The organism is Haloarcula sp. CBA1127 (assembly GCF_001485575.1).
GTDB lineage: Archaea > Halobacteriota > Halobacteria > Halobacteriales > Haloarculaceae > Haloarcula.
The window spans coordinates 42327-66082 of record NZ_BCNB01000006.1 but is presented as its reverse complement, the minus strand read 5'-3'; the positions used below and the strand labels follow the sequence as shown (position 1 = coordinate 66082).

The following is a 23756-nucleotide window of genomic DNA, read 5'->3' as shown; positions in this document are numbered from 1 at the left end:
CGCGCGTGGCTGACGCCATTGCATGACCGACTACTTCGAGGTCCACGAGCGCGACAGCGCCGCGCGAGTGGGTGAGCTGCGCCTCGCCGACTCCGTGACGACGCCGGCGCTGGTCGACGACGTGGACACTGAGACGCCGGGCGACTGTCGACACGTCCTTGCTGACGCCGGAAGCCGCTGGTCCACCGAGCGAGACGCCCCCGACGGCGACGACTCGCTGCTCACTGTCTTGCCCCACCGCGGACTCCCCGCCGGCACGCCCGACGAAGTCGCCGAGGCTTTCGCCGTCGACTATCCGGATGTCGAGTTCCCGAGCGCGGCCGTTGTTTCCCCTGATACCGCGACCAACCACGGCAGCGACGCCTACGTTCTCGCTGGTGCGCCCGGCTATGTCGGGCACGCGTCGGCGTTCGTCGATGCCGTTACGACCGTCCGTGAGACAATCCCCGCGGACACCGCGCTCTACCTGCCCGGCGTCGCCACGCCGCGAAACGTCGCGACTCTCGTCTACGCCGGTGTCGACCTCGTGGACCCCGACCGCGCCGTCATCCGTGGGACTGAGGGCCGGTATCTCACGACCGACGAGGCGTACTTCCTCGAAGATCTCGACGAACTCCCGTGTGCCTGTCCAGCCTGCCAGAAACCACGCGACGAGTTCGACCGCGAGGACTGCGCCGAACACAACGTCAACGCGCTCGCCGCGGAACTCCGACGCGTCCGCCGCCGGATTCGTGACGGTCGTCTCCGAGACTACGTTGAGGGACAGGCCAGACAGGACAACTGGCTCACCGCGACGTTCCGACGACTGGACCAGGGGTACGGCTATCTGGAGGAGCGAACGCCGCTCATCCGGCGGGCCGACCTCTCGGCGGCCAGTGACGACTCGCTCCGGCGGGTCGAAATCCAGCGCTTCGCCGAGCGCGTCACCGACCGCTACGTACCACGGTTCGATGACCGCCCGCTCGTGCTGGTCCCGTGCTCGGCACGGAAACCCTACAGCGACTCCCAGAGCCACAAGCAGTACCACGACGCCATCAAGTGGCGCGCCCACGTCGTCTCGATGACTTCGCCTATCGGTGTCGTTCCGCAAGAACTCGAACTCACCTACCCCGCACAGCACTACGACTCCGTGGTCACGGGCGACTGGACCGCCACTGAAATCGAGTTCGTCAGCCGCGTGCTCGAACGCTATTTAGAAGGCACTGACTACCCGGAGATTATTGCCCACGTTCCCGGCGAAGGCTACCGCGACATCTGCGAGCGCGTGGCCGATTCGCTGGACCGGGAGTTCACCTACACGGTCACCGACCACCCAACGACGGCGGATTCGCTGGGGAACCTCGCCGCCGAACTGGAAGGCTGGGACCGCTACCCGAAACGAGAACGCGAACACAACACTATCCGCGCTGTCGCTGACTACCAGTTCGGCGACGGCGCGGGCGACGAACTGTTCGACGACCTCTCGACACAGGGCCGGTACCCGCAACTGCGCGCCGACGACGCCGACGGGGAGCAACTGGCGGCGCTCGCCCAGCAGTACGGCGTCCTCTCGCTCACGACCGCCGGGGCGCGCCGCTGGGTCGAGAGCGACGTTCCGACGAAAACCGTCGAGATAGAACCGTTCGTCCCCCACGGCTCGGTGCTTGCGCCGGGGATTACGGACGCCAGCGACGACATCCGCGTCGGCGATGACGTGGTGATTCAGGGTGATGCGGCCTTCGGTGTCGGTCGCGCCCAGATGAGCGGCCCGGAGATGCGGTCCTCGACGCGCGGTATTGCCGTCCAGATGCGACACGTTGACGAGCGGTGACAGGGTCCGCTGGACTTCGTTCCGAATCGGCTACCGGCTTCCCTGACCGTCCGACTTATCTGCGCACCGGGAAAACCGCCAGTATGGACGTGTCGGGGTTCCGCCGTTACCTCCCTGCAGTCGGGTTTTCCCTGTTGGTACTGGTCACATCGCTGCTTCCGGTTCCAGAAGGGACGGGCGAGCAGGTCCCCGCACTCCTCGGTTTCGCGCTGGATAAGTGGGTGCACGCGGCGAGTTACGGCACGTTGGCGGTGCTGCTCGCGTGGGGCCGACAGGCCCGCGATGTGGCTACGGTTGCAGCACTCGTGGCAGTCTCCGTCTGCTACGGGGCCGGAGTCGAACTTCTGCAGGCGCTTGTCCCGTCACGCGGTGTAAGTGGCGCTGACTTCGTAGCGAACGCTGTCGGGGCTGTTCTGGCCGGACTGGCGTGGCTCGTGGCCCGCCGCTCCGGCGCACTGTCCGAACAAACCGACCCACAATCCCGGCAGTAACGAAGCGGCTTTACGCGCTCATCGGCTACCTCGCCCCAATGAGCAAGCCCAGTCCTGAAGTCTACGAGGAGGGCAAGGGCATGGACGCCCACAACTCCGTGATGCGTGACATCCGGTCGCGTAACGACTCGACCTACGACCCTCGCGAGCCGACCCGCGTGTGGCTCGACGAGGACAACACACCCGATGGTGTCTACCAGAGCCTGACTATCATCCTGAACACCGGCGGCTGTCGGTGGGCGCGCGCCGGCGGCTGTACGATGTGTGGCTACGTCGCCGAAAGCGTCGAGGGGGGCAGCGTCGCCCACGAGGACCTCATGGCACAGATTCAACACTGTCTGGACCACGAGAGCGAGAACAGCGACGAACAGAGCGGCCTCATCAAGATTTACACCTCCGGGAGCTTCCTCGACGAGCGCGAAGTCCCGGCGGAAACGCGTCAGGCTATCGCCGAAACCTTCGCCGACCGTGAGCGCATCGTCGTCGAATCACTGCCGGACTTCATCGACGAGGAGACCGTCGGCGACTTCGTCGACGTGGGTCTGGAGACAGATGTGGCGGTCGGACTCGAAACCGCCACCGACCGCGTCCGACACGATTGCGTGAACAAGTACTTCGACTTCGCCGACTTCGAGGAAGCCTCCAAGGCAGCACAGGCCGCCGGTGCTGGCGTCAAGGCGTACCTGCTGATGAAGCCGCCGTTCCTCTCCGAAGCCGAGGCCGTCGAAGACATGAAGCGGTCGGTGCGACGCTGTGCGGCCGTCGACGGCTGTCACACCGTCTCGATGAACCCCTGCAACGTCCAGCGCTACACGATGGTTGAGGAACTGTATCACGACGGCGGCTACCGGCCGCCGTGGCTCTGGTCGGTCGCCGACGTGCTGGAGTCGACCGCCGACGAGGACGTCATCGTCGTTTCGGACCCGGTCGGCCACGGCAGCGACCGCGGCCCGCACAACTGCGGCGAGTGTGACGACAAGGTCCAGCGCGCCATCAAGGACTTCGACCTCCGGCAGGACCCGTCGGTGTTCGAGCAGGTGGAGTGCGAGTGCGAGGCGACGTGGGATGCCGTCATTGAGCGCGAGCGCAGCTACTCGCTCCCGCTCGCTCGATAAGCACTTCGAGCGATAGAAACCGTGTGACGGTCTGTCGACCAACGTTTATCCGTCTTTCGCGCATAATACTGTTCGATATGACCCCGAACGGTGACCAGAACAGCCGAAATTTCAATAAACGCGGGACGGTCACGGAGTGTGACCTGTGCGGTGAACAGCGACAGTGTATCGCCGACGATGGGATGGTCGCCTGCAGTGCCTGCCAATCCGACCTGTTGCCGTCCGGCTGGGGTCTCTGAGGCTACTTCTGGTGCCACCTCGTGCCACTTGCTTACGATGACTCATCCGGCCCCGACTGTTCGATAGCGGGAATGACGCCGACGGTTGCGGTTGCTTTGAACGAGGCGACAAGCTCTGCGCCTGTGGTGATGTCGAGTGTATCGAGGCTCGTGTCAGTCACCAGCGCCGACAGCGTCATGTCCGGGTCGACTGCCAGTGCGACCAGCGCGATAGAGGTCCCCTTCTCGATACGCTCGACGCTGCCTACGAACTGATTTCTCGCACTCGTCCCCGCTGGTTCGGGAGCCTCGTGCGGCGCGTTCAGCGTCACCGTATCGGCGCGGATGCCGACTTCCACCGCGTCGCCGGGACCCGCCTCGGTGTCGACAATGGCCCGGACCGTCCCCGGCGGCGTCTCGACGGTCGCCAGTTCGCCGTCCCGGTCCACGACCGTCCCCTGGAGGACTGTCTCCGCTGTCGTTGCCACCCCGTCGAACTCGGCTTGCAGTCGCTGAAACCGGGCCAGCAGTTGCTCGGCAGCGGTCGTCAGTTCGCTGCCGCCGCCCCCGCTACCACCGCGACTACGGTCGACCAGCGGACCGAATGCGTCTTCGAGTTCCACGATGCGGCGCTGGGCGTGGGCGTACGACCGACCCAGCGCGTCAGCGGCGGCGTTCAGTGACCCGTGGGCGGCGACCGCCTGCAGGAGCGTCCGGTCGCGGGCGGTCAGCGCCACGTCGCCCTGCTCCAGTTGCACTTCGACGTCCGCAGTCGCGTCCATATCTCGACAATGTCGTCCCCTGACAAAGGTATTGCCGCCGACCACCGGTGATCGGAGTGGGGTATGAAGCGGTCAGTAGACCAGTTCTCCGGAGATGAACTTCTGGGTGCGGTGGTCCGATGGGTTCTGGAAAATCACTTCTGTCGGGGCTATTTCAGTTATTTGCTCGTCGAGTAGCACTGCAACCCGGTCTGCGACCCGCTCCGCCTGATGCATGTCGTGTGTCGCCACCACGACACCGATACCCCGGTTCCGGGCCTCGGCAATCGCGTCCTCGATAACGGCAGTGTTCCGTGGGTCCAGATCCGATGTCGGTTCGTCGAGTAACAGCAGGTCCGGGTCGTAGGCCAGCGCGCGGGCGAACGACACCCGCTGGGCCTCGCCGCCCGAGAGCGAGTCCGCGTGCTGGTCCATCTTCTCGGTCAGCCCGACAACGTCGAGGGCCTCGTGAACGGCCTCCGCGGTGCCGTTCGAGCGAACTATGGACTGTAGTTCGCGCTGCAGTCTGGCTGTCCACGACCTGCGGATTCGAAGCCCGTATTCGACGTTGCGAGCGACCGGCGCGTCGAACAGACTCGCTTCCTGAAACACCATGCCGATACGCCGACGCAGCGAGAGCCGTGTCGCTTCGTCGACGGCCCACACGTCCGTGTCGTCGAAGGCGATGGTTCCCTCGTCCGGTTCCAGTGAGAACGCAAGCAGTCGGAGCAGCGTCGTCTTCCCGACGCCGGACGGGCCGATGACGGCAACGACCTCGCCGGGTTCGATCCCGATTGAGAGGTCCCGGAACACGTCGTCATCTCCGTAGGCGTGTGATACGGCCGTGACATCGAGCATTATCGCTGCACCCCCTGGTCGCCCAGTCGGATGACGATAGCGTTGACCGTCAACACGAGCGTGACCAGCACGGCCCCGAGAATCATCGCCGTCTCGTACTGTCCCTGTCGGGCTTCGAGTTGAATCGCGGTCGTTAGCGTCCGCGTCTTCGAGATGCCGCGTGCGCTCGTGATGTTCCCGCCGACGATGAGCACGGACCCGACTTCGCTGATGGCACGGCCAAAGCCCGCAAGCACCGCTGTCGCGATGCCGTATCGGGCTTCTTTGAGCACGACTAGCGCCACGTCGAGGCGTGTTCCACCGAGGACGTGCGCGGCGTCTTGGACGTTGTCGTCGACGCCACTGATAGCCGCGAGACTGATCGCCGTAATCGGCGGTGTTGCCAGGACGAACTGAGACATGATCATCGCCTCCTTGGTGAATATCAGCTCTAGGTCCCCCAGCGGTCCCTGGTTCGAGACGGTAAACAGGACGAGAAGACCGACGACCACGCTTGGAAACCCCATCCCAGTGTTGATGACTGACTTCACGAACTGCTTGCCGGGAAAGTCAGAAAACCCCATCACCACGGCGATCGGGAGGCTGAACAGCGTGCTCAGTGTCACGGCGATGACGCTCACGTACAGCGAAACGTAAATGATGCTCGACACGTAGCCGTCCCGGAACGGAAGGTCGACGACGGCCATCGGCAGGTGTCCGACTGACTCGACGGGCACGCTTACTCGTCCGAGTCGCTACTCCACCCTTCCGGAACGTACTGCTGGAAGTCGGGGTTTTCGGAGACGGCTTCCGGGAAGAACAGCTGTTCCCCGTTGACCTGATAGTTCGCAATCGCGTCCTGGGTGCCGGGGCTGGTGATCCAGCCGATGTATGCCATCGCCAGGTCGTAGTTCGCGTTGTCGTGGACGCCGGGATTGACCGCCATAATCCCGTAGGGGTTCGCGAGGATTTCCGGCCCGTCCTCTATCGGCCCCTGCACCAGAATGACGAGGTCGATCTCCGAGCGCTGGGAGATGTACGTCCCGCGGTCCGAGAGCGTGTACGCGCCCTGCTGGTTGGCGATGTTCAGTGCCTCGCCCATGCCGGTCCCGGTCTCCTGATACCAGTCGCCGCCCGGCTCGGTTCCCGCGGCCTCCCAGAGGTTGAGTTCCTTGGTGTGGGTGCCGGAGTTGTCCCCGCGTGAGACGAACTGGGCCTCCGACTCGGCGATAGTTGTCAGTGCATCGGTCGCCGAACCCATGCCCTGAATCCCTGCCGGGTCGTCTTCGGGGCCGACGATGACGAAGTCGTTGAACATCAGGTCCCGGCGGTTGACGCCGTATCCGTTGCGCATGAACTCGTCTTCGAGGCCGCGGGCGTGGACCATCACGATGTCCGAGTCACCGTTGCGGGCTGATTCGAGGGCTGCACCGGTCCCCTGTGCGACTGCGTCGACCGACACGCCGTACATATCCTCGAAGTCGGGGTGGATCTCGTCTAGCAGGCCTGTGTCGTACGTACTCGTCGTTGTCGTAAGCGTCAGAGTTTCGCCGGCCACCCCTGGCTGACCGCCGCCCCCCGTTTCCGTTCCCGCTTCGGTCTGGCCGCTACCTTCCCCGGACTGCGCACACCCGGCGGTAGTTGCTAACGCGCTTGTCCCTATCGCCGCAATGAACTCTCGTCGTTGTATCGGCATAGATACATCGTTGACCTAATAGCAAATATAATTTATCATGGATAAACCAACGTATCTATTCTGTTAGGTCTGTATGGGCGACAGCGATGGCGGACACCCTCGCGGCTCGTTATCCTGAGAAGAACTAGCGACAGCGTAGCCACTCGTGGTAGACACGAAACGAGGGGGAAGAGGGCTCCCCCGTCAGCGATGACTCGCTGCCGAGAGCAAATGCGAGTGGCTGATGCACTCTATCGCCATCAGACGCAGCCAAATGCTTTGTACTCCTCGATTTCACTTCCACTCCGGTACGCGTGTATTTATACGGCTTGACCGCCAAGGCCAATATAGGGACCGCCGGACTATGTCACACGCTCCGCTGGTCCCTTCCCCTTTGAGACAAACCCGGATAGCCCCGCGGCTGTTCGGATGTATTCCAGTCGGTTATAAAATTGCCGCAGTGACAGTCTGATCTGCAAGCGTTAGTCAGCGAAGCCCGTGAGAACGCCGCGGCCGTCGGTCCGACCGAGGTCCGACAGTGTCGCCCGCTCCGGGTGGGGCATCATGACGGCGACGTGTTCGTCTTCGCCGATGACGCCGGCCACGCTGTGCTTTGAGCCGTTCGGGTTCGCCTCGGGTGTGACAGTCCCGTCCTCGTCACAGTACTTGAACAGGATCCGGTCCTCGGCTTCGAGTTCGTCCAGACGCTCGTCAGTGATCTCGTAGCGACCCTCGCCGTGAGCGATCGGGAGTTCGACGACCTCGCCGTCCTCGTACTGGCTGGTCCAGGGCGTGTCGGCGTTCTCGACGCGCAGGTGGACGTGCTCACACTGGAAGCGGGCGCTCTCGTTGGTCGTGAACGCGCCGGGAGTCAGCGACGACTCACAGCCGATCTGTGCGCCGTTGCAGATGCCGAGTACCGGCGTTCCCTCGCTCGCGGCTTCGCGGATTTCGGCCATGATTGGCGAGCGGGCGGCCATCGCGCCGGCACGGAGGTAATCGCCGTAGGAGAAGCCGCCGGGGAGGACGACGCCCTCGATATTTTTGGGAAGTCCGTCCTCGTGCCAGACGAGTTCGGCGTCGAAGTCCAGTGATTCCAGGGCCTGGACGGCGTCCCGGTCGCAGTTCGACCCGCCGAACTGGATGACGGCAATCGTCACAGAGACCACCCTGTGTGGGAACAGGCTACTGCCGTCCGTTTCGGGGCGCTGGTCATTCTGTCTCGGTCACCTCGACGTCGTAGTCGTGGATGGTCGGGTTCGCCAGAAGCCGCTCGGCCATCTCCTCGGCGCGCTCGGCCGCGTCGTCGGCGCTGTCGGCGTCGAGATCCAGCTCGAACACGTCTGCCGAGCGGAGATCGTTCAGATCGAAACCGAGCCGTTCTAGTGAGCGCTGTGTCGTCTCGGCCTCGGGGTCGAGGACGCCCCGCTTGAGCCGGACGGTGACGGTCGCGGTAAAGGCAGTCATTACTGGCAAGCGAGCGGGCAGCGGAGAAAACGCTTGTGTTCTCCCGACAGGTCACGTCCCGACCGGCGTCCAGTTGGTCGGCTGGTCGCGCAGGCCGGCCACCCGGAGATCGAGGGCACCCTGGTCGGCGCGAACGTCGACCCGCCCGTCGAAAAACTGTGCCACGCTTTCGACGACCTGCTCCTCGTGGGCGTTCGGGTCGAGCACGCAGATACCCAGCCCGTCTGCAGTTCCGACCCGGCCGGTGATTGTGTTGAGGAACCGGTACACTGCCCTGACGTCGTCGCTGTAGACGAGCAACGGCGTCAGCGTGATGATGCCGGTGCGGACTCGCGTGTAGCCGCTGGCGTACGTCGATTCGTACTGGCCGGAGTACTCGATACCGATACCGGTCAGGTCCCCCGGCGTGTTGACTGCCGACACGCTGTCCTCCGGCAGGTCGCCGCTTTCCTGTGCGCAATCGATGACGCGGACCCGCTCGCGGTCGAGCGCACCGCCGTGGCGCTCGAAGTCTGCCAATATCGTCGTGGCGTCGCTGTCTGTCGCAACGAGGACGGTCCCGCCGTCGGTATCGGGACTACAGAGCAGTCGCAGTCCCATCTCCCGCGCTCCGCTCAGAACAGGGCCGGTCACGAGCAGGCTCGTCCCCGGTTCGACCGGATTCAGCGGCAGGCCGTCGAACGTGTATCGGTCGTCTCGTCGCTGTGACATCAGTGATCCCCCTGCAGCCGGCGTCGCAACAGCAGTTGTTCCTCGACCTCGTCAGCGAACCGCTGAAGGTCGTCTAGTTCGGTCTGCGTGTAACGCCGCGGTCCGCCGTCGGTGCAACAGACGGCACCGATCGCATTCCCTTGCTTGTCCGTGATTCGGACGCCGGCGTAGGACCTGATATTGAGCCGTTTCAGTGCATCGACCTCGGCGAAGCGGGGGTCTTCGTGGGTGTCTTCGACGACCATCGTCTCGTCCGAGAGAATCGTATGGGTGCAGATGGTGTCCTCGCGGGCGAGGGTCCGCCAGTTGGCTCCTTCACACGCCACGAACCGCTCCTCGTGTTCGTCCATGAGGCCGACAAAGGCCACGTCGATGTCGAAGTGACTGGCCATCAGCGCCGTCAGCCGGCCGAACGCGTCGATTGCCGCCAACTGGTCGACATCGTACCGCTGGACTGCGGCCAGCCGCTCCGTCTCGGTCTCCGGAACCGGGTAGGCCGCCTGCGTTACCTCGGCGGCAGCCATGGCAGCCACATCTGCAAGCCGCTCCCGGGACTCTGGAACCGTCCGCGGCACGTATTCGACGACCTGTTCGGGCCCGCCGCGGGGGAGGTCCGACGGTGCGTGTTCCGTATAGAGAGTCACAACACAGGCCGGGTTCACTGCACGGACCGTGTCTACCACGTCGAACCCGTCCCCGTCTGGAAGATCGAAGGCCGTCACAACGCAGTCGACCGACCGGTCAAGTGCTGCGGTCAACGTATCGAGGGACCCAACTCCCTCGACAGCCAGTCCGGCGTCGGCAAGCGCGCCGGCTGTCTCGGCGCGCTCGTCGGCGTCCGACTGGACACAGAGAACGGTCGGCGAATCACTCATTACGACCAGACGTTCACGGACTAACACACAAATGGTTGGCGGCCACGCTCGGTGGAAAACGAAGGCTTTTGCCGTGGGACTGCCGACTCTGCGTCAAATGAATCACGACGCTGTCCGGAGGTGGGTATCGTGACTCGCGGTTTGACCGAGATTACGGTCGTCGGTGAGGACGACACGGGCCTCATCGCCGAAGTGACCTCGCTCCTGTTCGAGCGTAGCATCAACATCGAAGACCTCGATCAGGCTGTCCGAGAGGGGGTCTTCCGGATGACCATGCGCGTCGACACGTCCGGGATGGTGACGACGGAGGAGAAACTCCGCGAAGACCTCACTGAACTCGGCGACGAACTCGGCGTCGACGTGCAAGTCCGGTTCCCCGCCGACCGCGAGACCCAGACCATCGCCGTCCTCGTCACGAAGGAGTCACACTGTCTGGAGGCGCTGTTCGAGGCGTGGGCCAACGGCGACCTCGGGGCCGACATCGAGGTGGTCATCGGGAACCACGACGACCTCGAACCGCTGGCGGCCAAATACGACGTTCCGTTCCACGACATCGGCGACGAGAAGGGGACGCCGGACGAGGACCAACTGCTCGATCTGCTCGCACAGTACGACGCTGACCTCATCGCGCTGGCCCGGTATATGCGCATCCTCTCGCCCGATGTCGTCTTCCGGTACGAGAGCCGGATCATCAACGTCCACCCGAGCCTGCTGCCCGCCTTCCCCGGCGCGTCGGCGTATATGCAGGCTATCGAGGAGGGCGTCCGCATCGCCGGCGTCACCGCCCACTACGTGACGACGGATCTGGATCAGGGACCGATCATCACCCAGCGCGCGTTCAACGTCCCCGACGATGCCACCGAAGAAGAACTCCAGCAGATCGGCCAGCCGCTCGAAGCCGAGGCACTCATCGAGGCTATCAAGCTCCACCTCAACGACGAGGTGAACGTCCATCGTGGCCGGACGAAACTGCGGGACCCCGAGGAGACCTCGGCCCAGCTTGGTGCACCGGAGAAACTCGACCAGCTGAACCCCGACCGCCCGATCGACGGCCTCGGCGAGTTCGTCGCCGAGGACGATGGTGAAATAGAAGCTGACGACTGAAAACGCGCTGTACTTTTAAATATCTCAGAGTTCGCTCGCGGCGTCAACGGCGTCGTCGAGTGACGGCGCGTCGAACACGTCGCCGCCGACGTAGGCGTTCGTGCCGGCACAGTAGAGGTCGCGAGCGACCTGGATTACGTCATCGTCGAGCGGCTGCGGCGACTCGTCACAGAGTGCTTTCCAGTCAGCGACGCCCTCCGCGTCAGCCTCGTTTTTGGCCTGGCTTACGGCCTCGACCCACGCGGACTGGGTGCGCTTGTGGTACTGGCGGATGACCTCCTTCGAGACCTGCTGGCCCTCGTAGGAGAAGCGATTTTCGTCGAACGTGCCGACCACGTCGGCCACGCGGATCTCCCCGTCGTAGTACAGACACTCGATCTTCCCGTCCTCGTGGACGAGGTCAGCCTCGGCAGCTTGCTCGGTGACGATGTGGTTGACCGCCCGAGCCAGTTCTTCGAGGCGGTCGATGCTGGCCGTGCCGGCGATCCGGTCGGCTGCCTCCCGGTCGAGGTAGCGGTCTTGCTCCTCGTATTTCGTCGAGAACTCCACGATGGGGTCGTCGAGGTCGACGACGTCCTCGGGCCAGGTGTCGTAGTCGAGCCCGTGGTCTGCAGGCTCGGTCCGGGAACGAAGTGACGACCCGACGCCGACGCGGTTGCGGAACACGATTTCCAGGGGAATGAGGTAGTTCGAATCCGCTCCCTCGTGGTAGGCGTCGTAGTCGTAGCTCCCGTCTTCGAAGGGGAGGTCCGGGACCTGCGTGAGTTCGATGACCATCTCCTCGGGAGCGGCGTCGGCCGACAGCGCCTCGCCGAGGTCACGCACCTCGTCGCTGTCGGGGAGTCTGACGCCCTCGTAGTGAGTCGGGACGTGGTTCTCCTCGAGCAACTGGAAGTTGTACGCGCCCATCGTACACAGCGACGCGCCCTTGTCGGGGATCTGGTCCGGCATTTTGCCCCAGTCGAACACGGAGTAGTCGTCCGTGAACACGAACGCGCCGCGGCCGAGGGCCTCGGCCGTCGCCGGTTCGTCCACGCGGAATTCCTTGACGCTCGTCATTGTGCCCGCCTTTCGGGCCGGGGACAAAGACGTTTCTCATACTGTTGGCTGTAACTATTGTGAGATGTTCGCGGTGGCGAAATTCGTTACAGACAGTATCACTTGCGCTCGGAAGGCAACGTTTTCTGTCGGGCTTTCGACTGACCGCCTGATGGCTTCCAGTCTGTTGGTTGAGGCTGCGATCATCGTCGCAGCGACGGTCGCGATCTGGAAAGGGAGCGACTGGCTCGAATCATCGAGCGAGCGGCTCGCGACGTACTACGGCCTCCCAGAGGTCGTGCAGGGAGCGATTATCGTTGCCGTCGGGTCGAGTTTCCCGGAGGTCGCGACCGTCGTCGTCGCGGCGCTTGGCGGGTCAATGCCGCTTGGTGTCGGCGCAATCGTCGGATCGGCAATCTTCAACATTCTCATTATCCCCGCAGCCGCGGGCATCGCCACGGACGACGAACTCGAATCGAGCCGGACACTCGTCTACAAGGAGGCGCAGTTCTACATGCTCGCCGTCTCAGTCTTGCTCATCACGATGGCGCTTGCGGTCATCTACTACCCTGGCGAGGCCACGCTCACCGGCGTCATCACGCGACCGCTGGCGGCGATCCCGCTCGCGCTCTACGGGCTGTACGTTTTCATCCAGTACCAGGATACGGCCGACCACGACCCCGAAGAGGACTGGACTGCCGACATCTCGGTCGGGCGGGAGTGGCTCTTTCTTTTACTTGGTCTGGCTGTCATCCTCGTGGCCGTGGAGAACCTCGTCCACGCCGTCAGCGTCATCGGTCGGGCCGCCGGCGTTCAGGAGTTTCTGCTCGGTGTGACGATTCTCGCGGCGGCGACGAGTCTCCCCGACACACTTGTCAGTGTTAGAGCAGCCCGCGACGACCGCGGGGTCACGTCGCTCGCAAACGTTCTCGGCTCGAACACGTTCGACCTACTCGTCGCTATCCCGCTTGGCGTTCTCATTGCTGGCACGTGGACCGTCGACTTCGCGATGGCCGTGCCGATGTTCGGCGTCCTGACCGGGGCGACGATTCTCCTGTTCACTGTCCTCCGGACCGACCTCGTGTTGAGCGAAGGTGAATCGTACGCGCTGTTGGGTGCTTATGCAGCCTTCGTCGCATGGGTTATCATCGAGACCGGGGGCTGGATTGGCGGCGTATTGCCGACCTGATGCAGCGCTCCCGGAACTGCAGCCGCTTGTCTCCCGGAACACGGGGTCCTGTCGACCTTGTGGACCATGTGCGTACCCATACGTTTTTGACCGTTCTTTCCCTCCTGTCCAGCAATGCCGGACGTCCCAGAGACCGTCGGTACTCCGGACGGCTCCACCGAGTTCGAGCACCGTCCGACGACTGACCAGTCGTTCGAGAACGCCCTCGCCAAGGCGAGAAACGGGACGCGACTGACAGTCGACGACGCCGTCGAACTCTTTACGACGGGCACCGACCGGGACGGTATCGACCACGACCGGAAAGAGCAGGTGCTCGAAGCGGCTGACCGCCGCCGGGCCGAGGTTGTCGGCGACGAGGTCACCTTCGTCGCGAACCTCAACAACAACGTCACGACGGCCTGCAACACCGGCTGTCTGTTCTGTAACTTCAAGGACCGCTCTGAGCAGTTCCGCAGCGATTATCAGGAGGACCACGGCGGCTTCACGAAGACGCCGAGCGAATCCCGCGAAATCGTACGGGATGCCCTCGACCGCGGCATCTACGAGGTCTGCTCGGTGTCTGGACTCCATCCCGCGCTCGCCCTGGACGACGAACACCGGGAGATACTGGAGACGAGCGACCGCGGGGACCTGAACTACCGCTCGCCCGACGAGTACGAGACGGACCCGGCCACCTACTGTGAACAGATCCGGGCGATGAACGTCGGCGGTGTCCACGTCCACTCGATGACGCCGGAGGAAGCCTATCACGCCCGCCGCGGCACCGACTGGTCCTACGAGGAGGTGTACGGTCGCCTTCAAGACGCTGGCCTCGACAGCGTGCCCGGCACCGCCGCCGAAATCCTCGTCGACGAGGTCCGCGACGTTATCTGTCCGGGGAAGATCCGTACTGACGAGTGGCTCGAAGCGATGGAGGCGGCCGCGTCAGTCGGCCTCGATATGACCTCGACAATGATGTACGGCCACGTCGAGAACGAGCGCCACCGCGCGCTGCACCTGAAGCGCATCCGTGACTTGCAGGACCGGACCGGCGCAATCACGGAGTTCGTCCCGCTATCCTTTGTCCACGAGGAGACGCCGCTGTACGAACGTGGCATGGTCGACGGCGGCGCGACGGTCGACGAGGACGAACTGATGATCGCCGTCTCACGGCTTTTCCTCGACAACGTCGACCACATTCAGGCCTCGTGGGTCAAATACGGTGACACGCAGGGCTTGAAGATGCTCACCTGCGGCGCGGACGACTTCATGGGGACGATTCTCTCCGAAGAGATCACCAAGCGCGCCGGCGGCGACTACGGCGAGTTCCGGTCGTTCCAGGAGTACGCCGACATGATTACCGCCATCGGCCGGACGCCCGTTGAGCGCTCGACGGACTACGAGCAGCGCCGCGTTATCGACCCCGACGCCGACGTGCTCGGCCCACAACTCGGACCACGGGCTGACGGAACGTCATTACTCGACTGAATTAGTGGACCACGGCTGGGCACTGGCCGTGGCCGGTGTGGTAGAGTATTCCGCCTGGAACTGCTGTCAGAGGCACCCCAGGCATGATATATATTGGTGCGCCAGCGTTTGTGTAGATATCGCCTAGACTGCTAGGTGATTGCTGTCCAGTGTCTGTCCTGGCCGTTGTGACCGTTCACCTGCAGACTGGCCGCCGGAGTCACAGCGTCACTGGATTCACACCCCGGTCCAGTATCGACCGGAACCGGTCGCCGGCGTCATTATCGGCCTCGATAGCCGCCTCGATGGGCTCAGAGAGCCAGCCGTCGTCGACGAAGTGGTCGTAGACCGGCAACCGCTCGCTCAGTGGCACCTCGGCGGTCTCGGCGACGGCTGTCAGTTCCTGCAGCGCGGGCCACTCGTACTCGGGGTTGATGTGGTCGACTGTGACCGGGGAGACGCCGCCCAGGTCGTCGATGCCACAGTCGGTCAGGTCGCGGGCGGGCGCGAGGTTCGGAGGGACCTGGACGGACACTTCTTCGGGGAGGGCCGCGCGGGCCATTGCTGTCACCCGGCGCATTGTCGCTAGGTCGGGGGAACCGCCCTGCCAGCGCTCGTTCTCGACGACGGGCTGGATGATGACCTCCTGAATATGGCCGTAGCGTTCGTGCATCTCGCGGATGGCGAGCAAGCTCTCGGCGCGGTGTCGCCAGTCCTCGCCGATGCCGACGAGGATACCCGTCGTGAACGGGACACCGAGTTCGCCGGCCACCCGGAGGGTGTTGAGTCGCTGGCCGGGACTTTTCGCTCGCGGGCCGCCGTGGGCCTGCACCTCGGTGGTCGTCTCCAGCATCACGCCCATCGAGGCGTTCAGGTCGGCGACGTGGGCCATCTGCTCGCGTGTCTGGTCGCCAGGGTTGGCGTGCGGGAGCAACCCCTCCTCCAGCGCGATTTCGCAGGCTTCCCGGAGGTACTCGTGGATGGAGTCGTGGCCCCACTCGGCGAGCTGGTCGTGGACCGCGGTGTAGCGGTCGTCCGGGCCGTCGCCGAAGGTAAACAGCGCCTCGGTACAGCCGGCATCGGCCCCGCGGCGGCAGGTCTCCCGGATCTCTTCGCGGTCCATCAGCTCCGCCTGCCCCGGCGGGTCGTAGTACGTGCAGTAGGTGCAGGTGTAGCGGCAGGCAGTCGTCAGGGGTAAGAACACGTTCCGGCAGTAGGACAGCGCCGACGCGGCCGCGACGTCCTCGGGCATCACCGACAGCAGTCGCTCGATGTCGGCGTCCGGGATCTCGATACCGACGTCATACGTGTCCGTGCCGGGTATCACGTCCCGGGGTGTGCACCCCACGAACAAAAACCTTCACTCGCGGCTCACGGTGACACGGCCGTCTGTGAGCGACAGACTGAAATCGGCGTCAGTGAGCCAGTCCGCGGCCGCGCCGTCGCTGTGTAACAGTACCTCAGCGAGGTCGCCCGGTTCGTCGATGTCGGTCGCAAGCCGCCGTGAGTCAACTTCGGTCACGCTGGCTCCCACGTCCCGGGCAATCCGCCGGTGGTCACGTATCGACGCGCCGTGGTAGTCCACCCTGAACTCGGGGTGGCGACAGACGAAGGCGTTCGTCCCGCCACCTAGACCTGGAGCCAGCACGATGTCGGCGTCGGGGGCGAGCAGTCGCTCGATGCTTTTCGGCGTTACGAGCGGCAGATCTGCCATCACGACGGCGAGTTCTCCCCTGTCATCGGCCACTGTCGACGCGAGCAGGTCGTTGACGAGCGGGTCGAGCCTGCGGTCGTCGACAGTGACCGGCACGGCACAGTCGAGTGGTGCTGTCGAGATGACTTCGGGTTCGTGGCCTGCCGCTGTCACCGCGTCGACGACGTCTGCAAGCATCGCTTCGGTAAAATCACGGCGCTCGTCGGGAGAAAGAACGGATGCAAGTCGCGTTTTGGGGTCAGACCCCGAGACGGGGACGGCGAGACGCATTACAGCTTGGAGTACTCGTCCTCACTCATCTGGGTGTACGCGTAGTAGCCGCCACCGACCAGCAACAGGAGGACGATAAGTCCGCCGCCGACCAACAGGAGCGTTTGCTGAGTCTGGGCGCTCTGCTGGGCCTGCTGTGCCTTATTCTCGGCCTGTCCGGCGAGATCCTGGGCGTTCTGGAAGTTCCCGTTCTCGTATGAGGAGATGGCGCTACTGACTAGCTCCTCGGCGTTTTCGTTCCCACCGGCTTCGTCGATTGCGGCCTGCGCGTCGTCGATTGCCTGTCTCGCTGACTGGCTCTCTTCAGTGTAGTGGCGGGCAGTGTCGTTCCGGAACTCGTCCTCGTTGCTCCCACTGATACGACTGAGCGAGGCGACCTGATAGTTCTGTGCCGGGTCGTACGTGTAGTTCGAGATGGCCGGCGTCGTGCCGACGAGTTCGACTTGAACCTGGTCTCCGTTATTGTCGATCTCTAGGTCCTGCTCGAAGGACTGGTCACCGTAGGTTTCCTGGCTCACCTGGCTACCCGCACGCAACACAGTGACCGTCCAGCTAACGTTCTGGAGTTCGGTCGAACCGGCGAGCGTCCACTCGTTCGGTGCGTCGGTGAACGGGTCGTCAATCGTGTACGTCACCGACACCTCTTCCTCGACGGCCGTCTCGCTCGGGACTCCCTCGGCAGAGACAGAGAACGCACTCGCTGTGCCGGCGGTCGCGAGCAGCGCGACAACACAGAGGAGTGCGGCGGTCTTGTTAGAACAGCGGATCAAGTTCATCTTCGTCGTCTTCGACTAAGTCCTCTAAGTTATCTTCGCTTTGGTTACGGATATCGTCGATGTTGTCCTGTGCCTCGATGGCGACCTGCTGGAGTTCCTTGATGCGGGGAACGTTGTGAACGCCGGCCAACAGGATGGACGCGGCCACTTTCGGGGCGTTGGTCGGATAGTCGCCACCGCGGACCTCCATCGAACCGGTCTGCTCCTCGAGCCACTTCCGGCCGCGCTCTATTCCCTTCCGGTTCAGGTGCTCCGGCGGCCCTGCCATCACGAGCAGGGCACGCTCTGCACCCTCGATCTCACAGGGAAGCGTCAGCCGGCCGAGCGCGGCTTTCCGGACGAGCGAGGTGATCCGGTTCGTCGTGTTCGCCGTATCCATTCCATCGTCTGACGAGTCGTCGCCCTTGAACCGTGAGAGCAGGCCGCCGCCGCCAGAGGATACCTCGACGTCCTCGGAGGCGTACCCGACGGTGGACACGCCGCCGCCGTCGAGCGTGTTGATGATCTCGGAGGAGTCGACGACGCTCTCGGCGACGTTGTCGCCGGCTTCGATCTCGCCGGCCCCGAACAGCACGCCGAAGCGCCGGACGATCTCCTCGTTGATGTGGTCGTAGCCACCCTCGACGGACTCGCCGGTCTGTCGCCAGGCGTCGTTATCGAACACCATCAGGTTGTCCACCTCGCGCACGAACGTCTGGAACGAGCGAGCGGCGTTGAGGGTGTAGATGCCACCCTCGTCGCTGCCCGGCAGGACGCCCAGCCCGTATACCGGTTCGGTGTAGATGCGTTTGAGGTGTTTCGCGACGACCGGCGATCCGCCCGACCCCGTCCCGCCGCCGAGCCCGGCGACGATGAGGAAGGCGTCGACTTCGTGGACAGGGATATTGTCAATTGCACCCTGCACCTCGTCGATATCCTCTTCGGCGATTTCCGCGCCGAGTTCGTTGTCCGCGCCCACCCCGTGGCCCTTGACGCGGGCCTGGCCAATGAGCACTCGATTCTCTTCCGGAATGTGTTCTAGCCCAAGCAGGTCTGCTTTCGCTGTATTGACCGCAACAGCCGAGCGGACGATTCCCGAGCCGGTTTCCTTGTCGTACTCGAGGAATTTGTCCACAATTTTGCCACCGGCCTGCCCGAAGCCGATCATCGCCAGTTTCATTATATAGTTCTCCGCTTAAAGGGTCAAAGAGCGATAGCGAGTATAAGTGTTTTGCCCGGCTCTCAACCTTGAAAGCCTGGCTTGAAAACAAATCCTAGCTTACACAAACCCCTATAGGTGGTGACTACTGCCAGTCCTTATCGGTGGAGGTATCCGCTGAGCGTCGTTAAAGAGTCACTACTGGCGCCGAACGCGTCGATTTCGTTCGTCGCCGGAGTGTTATCGAATTTGAGCGAGCGGTACTGGTCGGCACCCATCGGGAACCCGACGCTCCCCAAGACAGAGAGACCGACCTTCGCGAGCGGCATCGGAAGGGGGACGATGCTTACCGACGACGCCTCGGCATCATACACCTGGCTTGTCACCTCTCTGAGCGACAGCACTTCCGGCCCGCCGATTTCGTACGCCTCGCCGACGTGCTCGTCGGACTCGATACTGTCGACGAGCATCGGCACGAGGTCACCGACCCAGATAGGCTGGAACTTCGTCTGTCTGCCGCCGCCGGGGAGCGGATACAGCGGGACGCCCGGCGCGAACATCCCCTTGAGGCGCTTCGTGAAGGAGACGAACTCCCCACCCTCGCCGAAGACAACCGACGGCCGGAAGATAGTCCAGTCCAGCGTGGACTCCGTAACGACCTGCTCGGCCCGGCCCTTCGACCGGATGTAATGCGTGTCGCCATTGGGGTCTGCACCCAGTGCGCTCAGCTGGACGAACCGTTCGACGTCGTGCTCCTCTGCGGCCTGCACGCTGTTTTCTGTCCCGCCGAGATGGATGCGTTCGTGCATCTTGTCCCCGCCATCCGGCTTGAACAGGGGCGACAGTGCGACCAGGAAATACACCGCGTCCTGATCTTCGAACGCGCTCTCGATGCTGTCGTACTCCGTGACATCCCCGGCGACGGTTTCGACGCCGTCTGGTAGCGTCGCGTCCTCCGGTGACCGGGACAGCGCAGTGACGGTGTGTCCTCGCTCATCGAGTTCGCGGCACAGGTGTTGTCCGATGAAGCCAGTCCCGCCGACGACAAGTACATCCATAGGCTCCAGTACGGTCGGTAGAACCGTAAAGGTGGGCGTATTTGTTCGTCTTGTCGGCCCGCAGTCCGGTCACTTGTGTCAGCTTACGGATGCACTGTCCAGGTCGGGGCGCTTACGTCCCCCCACACGGATTGTGAGGTATGCTCGTCACGCTCGAAGGATTGGACGGGAGCGGCAAGACGACCGTGTGGGAACGGCTCCGAAGCGACGACACGGTCCCAGATGACGCCGTCTTCACGCGCGAACCGACCGACACCTGGTACGGAGACGCCGTCCAGCGCTCCATCGACGACGACGACGCGGACTCGCTGGCCGAACTGTTCCTCTACACGGCCGACCACGCCGCGCATCTCTCGAACACGGTCCGACCGGCGCTCAACGAGGACCGGCTTGTCGTCTCCGACCGCTACAGCGACTCGCGGTACGCCTATCAGGGTGCGACACTCGAAGCTAGTGAGACGTTCGACGATCCGCTGTCGTACGTCCGAGAAGTCCATGCCCCCTGGACCCGCCCGCCGGACCGGACCGTGTATCTCGACCTCGATCCCGAAACCGCCGCACGGCGAAGCGGCGCAACGAACAAGTTCGAGACCGCTGACTATCTTTCAACGGTTCGGGACAACTACGAGCGACTCATTGACGCCGACACGGAGCGGTTCGTACGCGTCGACGCGACCGCCGATCCGGACACCGTGTACGAACGCGTCCGAGCGGCGATTCTCGATTAATCCATCGACGCCGGCAGTTCGACCTCGTCGGGGGCAGGCATCCAGAAGTAATCGAACGTAATCCCGGTAGCGAGCGGAATAACGACAGTCACGAGGAGGACAGCCGCCTGACTCCCGAGGTTCGGACCGAGACTGAACACGCCACTCAACACCAGCAGGATGACGACCATGACTACCGGACAGAGGAGCAGTGAGTAAACGAGGCTTCCCCACCGCGTGTGCAAACGGACGCGGAAAAAGCGCGTCATGAGCGCCGTCACAGCACTGTTGACCAGCACGATGACGAGCAGGCCGATAATACCGGCGACACTGACCATGTTCGACGTAGGGCGGCAAGTCCCTTTGCCGTGTCGGAACAACGCGGGGCGCTCACTCCAAACAGATGTACGTGCGCGTGTCAGCGACGCCGTTGAGGTCGCGGACGTGACCTGAGACCGACTGCATGATATCGTACACCTCCGTACCCGTTGCTTCCCCGATGATGTCGTACTGCCCGGCGACGATATGTGCTTCGGTGATGCCCTCGGCGTCGCGAACCGCCGCAAGAAGTTCTTCTGATTTGCCGGCAGCGGTCTTGATCATAATGAACGCGCTAACCATATTGTGGTGTGTCGTATCATAGCACGAAAAAGCTTCCGTCAGGGAGAAACAACCCCTTTGTTGTTTGGTGATGTGGTCAAGGCGTCCGGTGATTCTACCGGGTGGGTACTTTTATTCACCCCCGCCCCATAGGAGCGTGTATGCGATTCGTTATCGTGGGTGCAGGCCGTGTCGGACTGCGGACGGCTCGCGTCCTGCAAGAGAGTGGCCACGAAGTTGTCCTCATCGAGCGCGATGAGAACGCAGTCGAGCGCGCGCGAACGGCTGGTTTCGAGGTAATCGCGGGTGACGGCGCTATTGAGGAGACGCTCGGCAACGCCGACCTCGAAGCCGCCGACGCACTCGGCGCGCTCACCGGCGACCTGAACGACAACTTCGTCGCCTGCATGATCGCCAAGGAACACGGCTGTCGAACCGTTATGCGTATCGACGAGGACTACCGTGAGGAGATTTACCGACGCTATGCTTCCGATGTCGACGAGGTCATCTACCCCGAACGGCTGGGCGCTATCGCCGCGAAGAACGCGCTGCTGGGCGGGAATATCCGCGCAGTCGCTGACATCGCACAGAACCTCCAGCTCGTGGAGTTTACTATCCAGCGGCAGTCGCCGATGGAAGGGTACACGCTGTCGGAACTGGAGCTTCCGTCGGATTCCCGGCTGATGGCGCACGGGAAAGGTGAGGACCCGCTCGCTATTCCCGACCCGGACGAAACGCTAGAGGCCGGTGACCGAGTCGTGATACTGGCCGACTTTGGGACGCTCTCTGATGTCCGTAGTATCGTTGTCGGTGAATCAGAACGCGCGACTGCGCTTGGAGGTGCCTGAATATGGTCATTGCCTACGTGATGGTCAAAGCCCACACCGGTGACGCGGACCGTCTCAAAAGTGATATCGAAGCCGTCGACGGCGTCGTCGAGGCCCACATCGTCGCCGGCGACGTCGACTTTATCGCAAAAGTAAACGTGGAGACGCCCGCCGAAGTCAAGGATGTCGCAGCGACACATATTCAGGAAATCCAGGGCGTCGAAACGACACAGACCTATATCGCGATGGATTGAGACGGAGCGCTCTCTCTGTTTCCGTGCCTGGAACCGTACAGCTACAGCGGCGTCCCGCCACGAGAGCCCTCGCTCCCGCCGGTACTCGCAGAGTTGAGTAAGTCAGCCACGACGCCGACGTAGTCGTAGCCGGGAATGACGCCCTCCACGTACGTCCCCTCGACGTACTCGACGAAGGTCTTGGCGACGTCCGCGGCCTGCCGTTCGCCACCCATCGTGTACTCGAACGTGACTACGACCTGCTCGCCGTCCTCAACGACGCTGTAATCGTCCAGTTCGACGGCAGTTCGGGTCGCTTTCGGCGCGTCTTCCAGCCGTCGTTCCAGCGTTTCGAGCCAGCCGTCGACGACGGCATCACCGACTTCGTCGCTTGTCGCGGCCTGTAGCGACGGCGCTCTGACCGTCACCTCGTAGTTCGTCCGCCACTCCTCGCCCTCGGTCGCAGTCACGCGGCCGTCGAAGTTCGTCGTCTCGACGGCATAACTGTCCCCGGCCGGAACGAGTGCATCGTGTCGGTCGAACGCCTCGGCAACGTCGTCTGGCACATCAGTCATTACGTCGGTATAGGCCACAGACGTGCAAAAACGCGTCGTGTCCGGTCCGTCTCCGTTCGAATTGCTAGCCACTCGACGCTACTGTCTGAGCGTCACACCCGAATCTGTGACCGACGCATCTGGGCCACATCTGAGCCAAGTCCGGCTGTAAAGTGTGACACAGATTAGCGGTCAGGACTGTCTCTTGTGGGCTACTGTGGCGAACATCCCAGGCACCGGCGTCCGGTGAGCGGCGATTCACACCACGCTGGCATCGCCTCTCGTGTCCACTCGTCGCGAATGCGAGCGCTTGCATCGAGTTCGAATCCCACTACGACATTCGCTGCTCACGGATTGTTCGCAACAGAATGCGAGGGATGGGATTCGAACCCACGGACCCCTACGGGAGCGGGTCTTAAGCCCACCGCCTTTGGCCAAGCTCGGCTACCCTCGCGCAGATTGAACTCTGCGGGGGCTAGTGAATGGTCCTTTCGGTCTTGGACTGCGAGGTGGGCACCGCCTCCCATCACAGTTACGTCGGGGAGACCCGACAGCGACCGTGTCACACCGATTCGACTGTCACCCCCTCTGACATCGGTCCCTACTCTTCGACCGGGAGTCTATCGGTCGGAAGGAACTTCGTCCGGTCCGCGTGGTCGAACGTCGCGACCGGTGTCCCGTCCAGCTTTCTGAGCATCGTCTGGAACGTCGCGCCGTCGTTCGCAGCGCGAACCGCGTTCCCGGCATCTCGGAGTTCGTACGCGCCAGCGATGAACAGCGACGCGGCGTCCGGATCGAAGTACTCGACGGCCAGAAACACCTGTTCTCCGACCGTCCGCCGGTACACGTCGTACGCTTCGAGGGGGTTCGATTCGACCAGGCGCGTCACTTCCTCGGCCTTGTTGCCCGGAATGACGAACACGAGTTCGAGTCCGTCACCGTCGTCGACTGTCTGCAGGCCCGCGTCCCCGGCCGGGACGACGACGGCCTCGCGGCCGTTAGAACGCCGCTGATCCGCCAGTGCCTGTGTCTCTTCTAACGTCTGTTTCCACGATGCCTTGCGGTCGTCCGAACCGGCGGCAAGCCGTTCGAGGTCGTCCGTCCCCTCGCCACCTGTCTTTACCATATCCTGTTGTTACGCC

The 23756-nt window shown here is 63.4% G+C and carries 28 protein-coding genes and 1 tRNA gene; 10 read left to right on the top strand and 19 right to left on the bottom strand.

The features are described 5' to 3' along the window. Positions 1-22 precede the first annotated feature (22 nt). The 4 genes from arcS to AV059_RS22270 all read left to right on the top strand — a co-directional run bounded on the left by arcS (position 23) and on the right by AV059_RS22270 (position 3655). Positions 23-1810, top strand: coding sequence for an archaeosine synthase subunit alpha (gene arcS / locus AV059_RS04960; protein WP_058992678.1), 1788 nt, complete (start codon positions 23-25; stop codon positions 1808-1810). Between the two features lie 83 nt (positions 1811-1893). Further along, a complete protein-coding gene (locus AV059_RS04955; RefSeq protein ID WP_058992677.1) occupies positions 1894-2301 on the top strand; it encodes a VanZ family protein in 408 nt (135 codons plus the stop codon). 38 nt (positions 2302-2339) lie between these two features. Then, positions 2340-3416 carry an archaeosine biosynthesis radical SAM protein RaSEA gene (locus AV059_RS04950; protein WP_058992675.1) on the top strand — a complete coding sequence of 359 codons (1077 nt, stop codon included), beginning with the start codon at positions 2340-2342 and terminating at the stop codon, positions 3414-3416. Positions 3417-3493: 77 nt separating this feature from the next. Next, positions 3494-3655: a hypothetical protein gene (locus AV059_RS22270; protein WP_195156621.1), complete on the top strand. Its 162-nt coding sequence runs from the start codon at positions 3494-3496 to the stop codon at positions 3653-3655. Between the two features lie 32 nt (positions 3656-3687). Here the strand turns inward: AV059_RS22270 and AV059_RS04945 are convergent, their stop codons facing one another. From AV059_RS04945 to AV059_RS04910, 8 genes are all read right to left on the bottom strand, one after another. Next, complete coding sequence (locus AV059_RS04945) at positions 3688-4416, bottom strand: TOBE domain-containing protein (protein WP_058992674.1); 729 nt, start codon at positions 4414-4416, stop codon at positions 3688-3690. Between the two features lie 72 nt (positions 4417-4488). Continuing rightward, complete coding sequence (locus AV059_RS04940) at positions 4489-5253, bottom strand: phosphate ABC transporter ATP-binding protein (RefSeq protein WP_058992671.1); 765 nt, start codon at positions 5251-5253, stop codon at positions 4489-4491. Further along, positions 5253-5939 (bottom strand): ABC transporter permease, encoded by a 687-nt coding sequence (locus tag AV059_RS04935; protein ID WP_058997454.1) that lies wholly within the window; start codon positions 5937-5939, stop codon positions 5253-5255. The genes AV059_RS04940 and AV059_RS04935 overlap by 1 nt, the downstream gene beginning before the upstream one ends. Before the next feature lie 32 nt (positions 5940-5971). Next, the gene (locus tag AV059_RS04930) at positions 5972-6928 is read right to left on the bottom strand and encodes a substrate-binding domain-containing protein (RefSeq protein WP_058992670.1); all 957 of its coding nucleotides are present in this window, start codon (positions 6926-6928) and stop codon (positions 5972-5974) included. A gap of 461 nt (positions 6929-7389) precedes the next feature. Then, on the bottom strand, positions 7390-8067 hold the full coding sequence (gene purQ / locus AV059_RS04925; protein ID WP_058992668.1) for a phosphoribosylformylglycinamidine synthase I: 678 nt from the start codon (positions 8065-8067) through the stop codon (positions 7390-7392). A 52-nt stretch (positions 8068-8119) separates the two neighbouring features. Next, positions 8120-8374, bottom strand: coding sequence for a phosphoribosylformylglycinamidine synthase subunit PurS (gene purS, locus AV059_RS04920; protein ID WP_004964181.1), 255 nt, complete (start codon positions 8372-8374; stop codon positions 8120-8122). A 51-nt stretch (positions 8375-8425) separates the two neighbouring features. Then, complete coding sequence (locus AV059_RS04915; protein ID WP_058992665.1) at positions 8426-9085, bottom strand: hypothetical protein; 660 nt, start codon at positions 9083-9085, stop codon at positions 8426-8428. Beyond that, on the bottom strand, positions 9085-9960 hold the full coding sequence (locus AV059_RS04910) for a GAF domain-containing protein (RefSeq protein ID WP_058992664.1): 876 nt from the start codon (positions 9958-9960) through the stop codon (positions 9085-9087). Before AV059_RS04910 ends, AV059_RS04915 begins: the two co-directional genes overlap by 1 nt. Positions 9961-10080: 120 nt before the next feature. Here AV059_RS04910 and AV059_RS04905 point away from each other — a divergent pair, with 120 nt between their 5' ends. Then, on the top strand, positions 10081-11064 hold the full coding sequence (locus AV059_RS04905) for a formyltetrahydrofolate deformylase (RefSeq protein ID WP_079990727.1): 984 nt from the start codon (positions 10081-10083) through the stop codon (positions 11062-11064). 24 nt (positions 11065-11088) lie between these two features. Here the strand turns inward: AV059_RS04905 and AV059_RS04900 are convergent, their stop codons facing one another. Further along, positions 11089-12123: a phosphoribosylaminoimidazolesuccinocarboxamide synthase gene (locus tag AV059_RS04900; protein ID WP_058992662.1), complete on the bottom strand. Its 1035-nt coding sequence runs from the start codon at positions 12121-12123 to the stop codon at positions 11089-11091. 151 nt (positions 12124-12274) lie between these two features. On the opposite strand from AV059_RS04900, the gene AV059_RS04895 reads away from it, so the two are divergent. Next, positions 12275-13291: a sodium:calcium antiporter gene (locus AV059_RS04895; protein ID WP_058992660.1), complete on the top strand. Its 1017-nt coding sequence runs from the start codon at positions 12275-12277 to the stop codon at positions 13289-13291. A 114-nt stretch (positions 13292-13405) separates the two neighbouring features. Further along, the gene (cofH, locus tag AV059_RS04890) at positions 13406-14758 is read left to right on the top strand and encodes a 7,8-didemethyl-8-hydroxy-5-deazariboflavin synthase subunit CofH (RefSeq protein ID WP_058992658.1); all 1353 of its coding nucleotides are present in this window, start codon (positions 13406-13408) and stop codon (positions 14756-14758) included. Positions 14759-14957: 199 nt separating this feature from the next. On the opposite strand, the gene cofG is transcribed toward cofH, so the two are convergent. The 5 genes from cofG to AV059_RS04865 all read right to left on the bottom strand — a co-directional run bounded on the left by cofG (position 14958) and on the right by AV059_RS04865 (position 19693). Continuing rightward, positions 14958-16064 carry a 7,8-didemethyl-8-hydroxy-5-deazariboflavin synthase subunit CofG gene (gene cofG, locus AV059_RS04885; protein ID WP_058992656.1) on the bottom strand — a complete coding sequence of 369 codons (1107 nt, stop codon included), beginning with the start codon at positions 16062-16064 and terminating at the stop codon, positions 14958-14960. A gap of 33 nt (positions 16065-16097) precedes the next feature. Then, positions 16098-16721, bottom strand: a complete 624-nt coding sequence (gene cofC / locus AV059_RS04880; protein WP_058992654.1) for a 2-phospho-L-lactate guanylyltransferase — start codon at positions 16719-16721, stop codon at positions 16098-16100. Further along, a complete protein-coding gene (locus AV059_RS04875) occupies positions 16721-17497 on the bottom strand; it encodes a hypothetical protein (RefSeq protein ID WP_058992652.1) in 777 nt (258 codons plus the stop codon). The genes cofC and AV059_RS04875 overlap by 1 nt, the downstream gene beginning before the upstream one ends. Then, the gene (locus AV059_RS04870; RefSeq protein ID WP_005536054.1) at positions 17475-18656 is read right to left on the bottom strand and encodes a tubulin/FtsZ family protein; all 1182 of its coding nucleotides are present in this window, start codon (positions 18654-18656) and stop codon (positions 17475-17477) included. Before AV059_RS04870 ends, AV059_RS04875 begins: the two co-directional genes overlap by 23 nt. Positions 18657-18793: 137 nt before the next feature. Next, positions 18794-19693 carry a complex I NDUFA9 subunit family protein gene (locus tag AV059_RS04865; RefSeq protein WP_058992650.1) on the bottom strand — a complete coding sequence of 300 codons (900 nt, stop codon included), beginning with the start codon at positions 19691-19693 and terminating at the stop codon, positions 18794-18796. A 140-nt stretch (positions 19694-19833) separates the two neighbouring features. Between AV059_RS04865 and tmk the strand changes: the two genes are divergently transcribed. Continuing rightward, a complete protein-coding gene (gene tmk, locus AV059_RS04860) occupies positions 19834-20421 on the top strand; it encodes a dTMP kinase (RefSeq protein WP_058992648.1) in 588 nt (195 codons plus the stop codon). Here the strand turns inward: tmk and AV059_RS04855 are convergent. Next, the gene (locus AV059_RS04855) at positions 20418-20738 is read right to left on the bottom strand and encodes a hypothetical protein (protein ID WP_058992646.1); all 321 of its coding nucleotides are present in this window, start codon (positions 20736-20738) and stop codon (positions 20418-20420) included. The two genes, tmk and AV059_RS04855, sit on opposite strands and share 4 nt — an antisense overlap. Before the next feature lie 52 nt (positions 20739-20790). Next, positions 20791-21021, bottom strand: a complete 231-nt coding sequence (locus tag AV059_RS04850) for an Lrp/AsnC ligand binding domain-containing protein (protein ID WP_058992644.1) — start codon at positions 21019-21021, stop codon at positions 20791-20793. Positions 21022-21161: 140 nt separating this feature from the next. Here AV059_RS04850 and AV059_RS04845 point away from each other — a divergent pair, with 140 nt between their 5' ends. Together AV059_RS04845 and AV059_RS04840 are read left to right on the top strand one after the other, a co-directional pair. After that, complete coding sequence (locus AV059_RS04845) at positions 21162-21848, top strand: TrkA family potassium uptake protein (protein WP_005536044.1); 687 nt, start codon at positions 21162-21164, stop codon at positions 21846-21848. Positions 21849-21850: 2 nt separating this feature from the next. Further along, positions 21851-22081: an Lrp/AsnC family transcriptional regulator gene (locus tag AV059_RS04840; RefSeq protein ID WP_014039505.1), complete on the top strand. Its 231-nt coding sequence runs from the start codon at positions 21851-21853 to the stop codon at positions 22079-22081. 41 nt (positions 22082-22122) lie between these two features. On the opposite strand, the gene AV059_RS04835 is transcribed toward AV059_RS04840, so the two are convergent. The 3 genes from AV059_RS04835 to AV059_RS04825 all read right to left on the bottom strand — a co-directional run bounded on the left by AV059_RS04835 (position 22123) and on the right by AV059_RS04825 (position 23740). Further along, positions 22123-22635 (bottom strand): DUF5813 family protein, encoded by a 513-nt coding sequence (locus tag AV059_RS04835; protein WP_058992641.1) that lies wholly within the window; start codon positions 22633-22635, stop codon positions 22123-22125. Positions 22636-22983: 348 nt separating this feature from the next. Next, a tRNA-Leu gene (locus AV059_RS04830) sits at positions 22984-23068 on the bottom strand. Positions 23069-23215: 147 nt separating this feature from the next. Beyond that, complete coding sequence (locus AV059_RS04825) at positions 23216-23740, bottom strand: hypothetical protein (protein WP_058992640.1); 525 nt, start codon at positions 23738-23740, stop codon at positions 23216-23218. Positions 23741-23756 lie beyond the last annotated feature (16 nt).

Excerpts from the sequence above, each read along its gene's own strand:
- AV059_RS04910 (WP_058992664.1), bottom strand. The coding sequence starts at position 9,960 with ATGAGTGATTCGCCGACCGTTCTCTGTGTCCAGTCGGACGCCGACGAG.
- AV059_RS04900 (WP_058992662.1), bottom strand. The coding sequence starts at position 12,123 with ATGACGAGCGTCAAGGAATTCCGCGTGGACGAACCGGCGACGGCCGAG.
- AV059_RS04895 (WP_058992660.1), top strand. The coding sequence starts at position 12,275 with ATGGCTTCCAGTCTGTTGGTTGAGGCTGCGATCATCGTCGCAGCGACG.
- purS (WP_004964181.1), bottom strand. The coding sequence starts at position 8,374 with ATGACTGCCTTTACCGCGACCGTCACCGTCCGGCTCAAGCGGGGCGTC.
- AV059_RS22270 (WP_195156621.1), top strand. The coding sequence starts at position 3,494 with ATGACCCCGAACGGTGACCAGAACAGCCGAAATTTCAATAAACGCGGG.
- AV059_RS04955 (WP_058992677.1), top strand. The coding sequence starts at position 1,894 with ATGGACGTGTCGGGGTTCCGCCGTTACCTCCCTGCAGTCGGGTTTTCC.
- cofH (WP_058992658.1), top strand. The coding sequence starts at position 13,406 with ATGCCGGACGTCCCAGAGACCGTCGGTACTCCGGACGGCTCCACCGAG.
- AV059_RS04915 (WP_058992665.1), bottom strand. The coding sequence starts at position 9,085 with ATGTCACAGCGACGAGACGACCGATACACGTTCGACGGCCTGCCGCTG.
- AV059_RS04840 (WP_014039505.1), top strand. The coding sequence starts at position 21,851 with ATGGTCATTGCCTACGTGATGGTCAAAGCCCACACCGGTGACGCGGAC.
- cofC (WP_058992654.1), bottom strand. The coding sequence starts at position 16,721 with ATGCGTCTCGCCGTCCCCGTCTCGGGGTCTGACCCCAAAACGCGACTT.
- AV059_RS04845 (WP_005536044.1), top strand. The coding sequence starts at position 21,162 with ATGCGATTCGTTATCGTGGGTGCAGGCCGTGTCGGACTGCGGACGGCT.
- AV059_RS04855 (WP_058992646.1), bottom strand. The coding sequence starts at position 20,738 with ATGGTCAGTGTCGCCGGTATTATCGGCCTGCTCGTCATCGTGCTGGTC.
- AV059_RS04870 (WP_005536054.1), bottom strand. The coding sequence starts at position 18,656 with ATGAAACTGGCGATGATCGGCTTCGGGCAGGCCGGTGGCAAAATTGTG.
- AV059_RS04875 (WP_058992652.1), bottom strand. The coding sequence starts at position 17,497 with ATGAACTTGATCCGCTGTTCTAACAAGACCGCCGCACTCCTCTGTGTT.
- AV059_RS04865 (WP_058992650.1), bottom strand. The coding sequence starts at position 19,693 with ATGGATGTACTTGTCGTCGGCGGGACTGGCTTCATCGGACAACACCTG.
- AV059_RS04930 (WP_058992670.1), bottom strand. The coding sequence starts at position 6,928 with ATGCCGATACAACGACGAGAGTTCATTGCGGCGATAGGGACAAGCGCG.
- AV059_RS04825 (WP_058992640.1), bottom strand. The coding sequence starts at position 23,740 with ATGGTAAAGACAGGTGGCGAGGGGACGGACGACCTCGAACGGCTTGCC.
- AV059_RS04850 (WP_058992644.1), bottom strand. The coding sequence starts at position 21,021 with ATGGTTAGCGCGTTCATTATGATCAAGACCGCTGCCGGCAAATCAGAA.
- AV059_RS04935 (WP_058997454.1), bottom strand. The coding sequence starts at position 5,939 with ATGGCCGTCGTCGACCTTCCGTTCCGGGACGGCTACGTGTCGAGCATC.
- tmk (WP_058992648.1), top strand. The coding sequence starts at position 19,834 with ATGCTCGTCACGCTCGAAGGATTGGACGGGAGCGGCAAGACGACCGTG.
- AV059_RS04945 (WP_058992674.1), bottom strand. The coding sequence starts at position 4,416 with ATGGACGCGACTGCGGACGTCGAAGTGCAACTGGAGCAGGGCGACGTG.
- AV059_RS04940 (WP_058992671.1), bottom strand. The coding sequence starts at position 5,253 with ATGCTCGATGTCACGGCCGTATCACACGCCTACGGAGATGACGACGTG.
- arcS (WP_058992678.1), top strand. The coding sequence starts at position 23 with ATGACCGACTACTTCGAGGTCCACGAGCGCGACAGCGCCGCGCGAGTG.
- AV059_RS04950 (WP_058992675.1), top strand. The coding sequence starts at position 2,340 with ATGAGCAAGCCCAGTCCTGAAGTCTACGAGGAGGGCAAGGGCATGGAC.
- AV059_RS04835 (WP_058992641.1), bottom strand. The coding sequence starts at position 22,635 with ATGACTGATGTGCCAGACGACGTTGCCGAGGCGTTCGACCGACACGAT.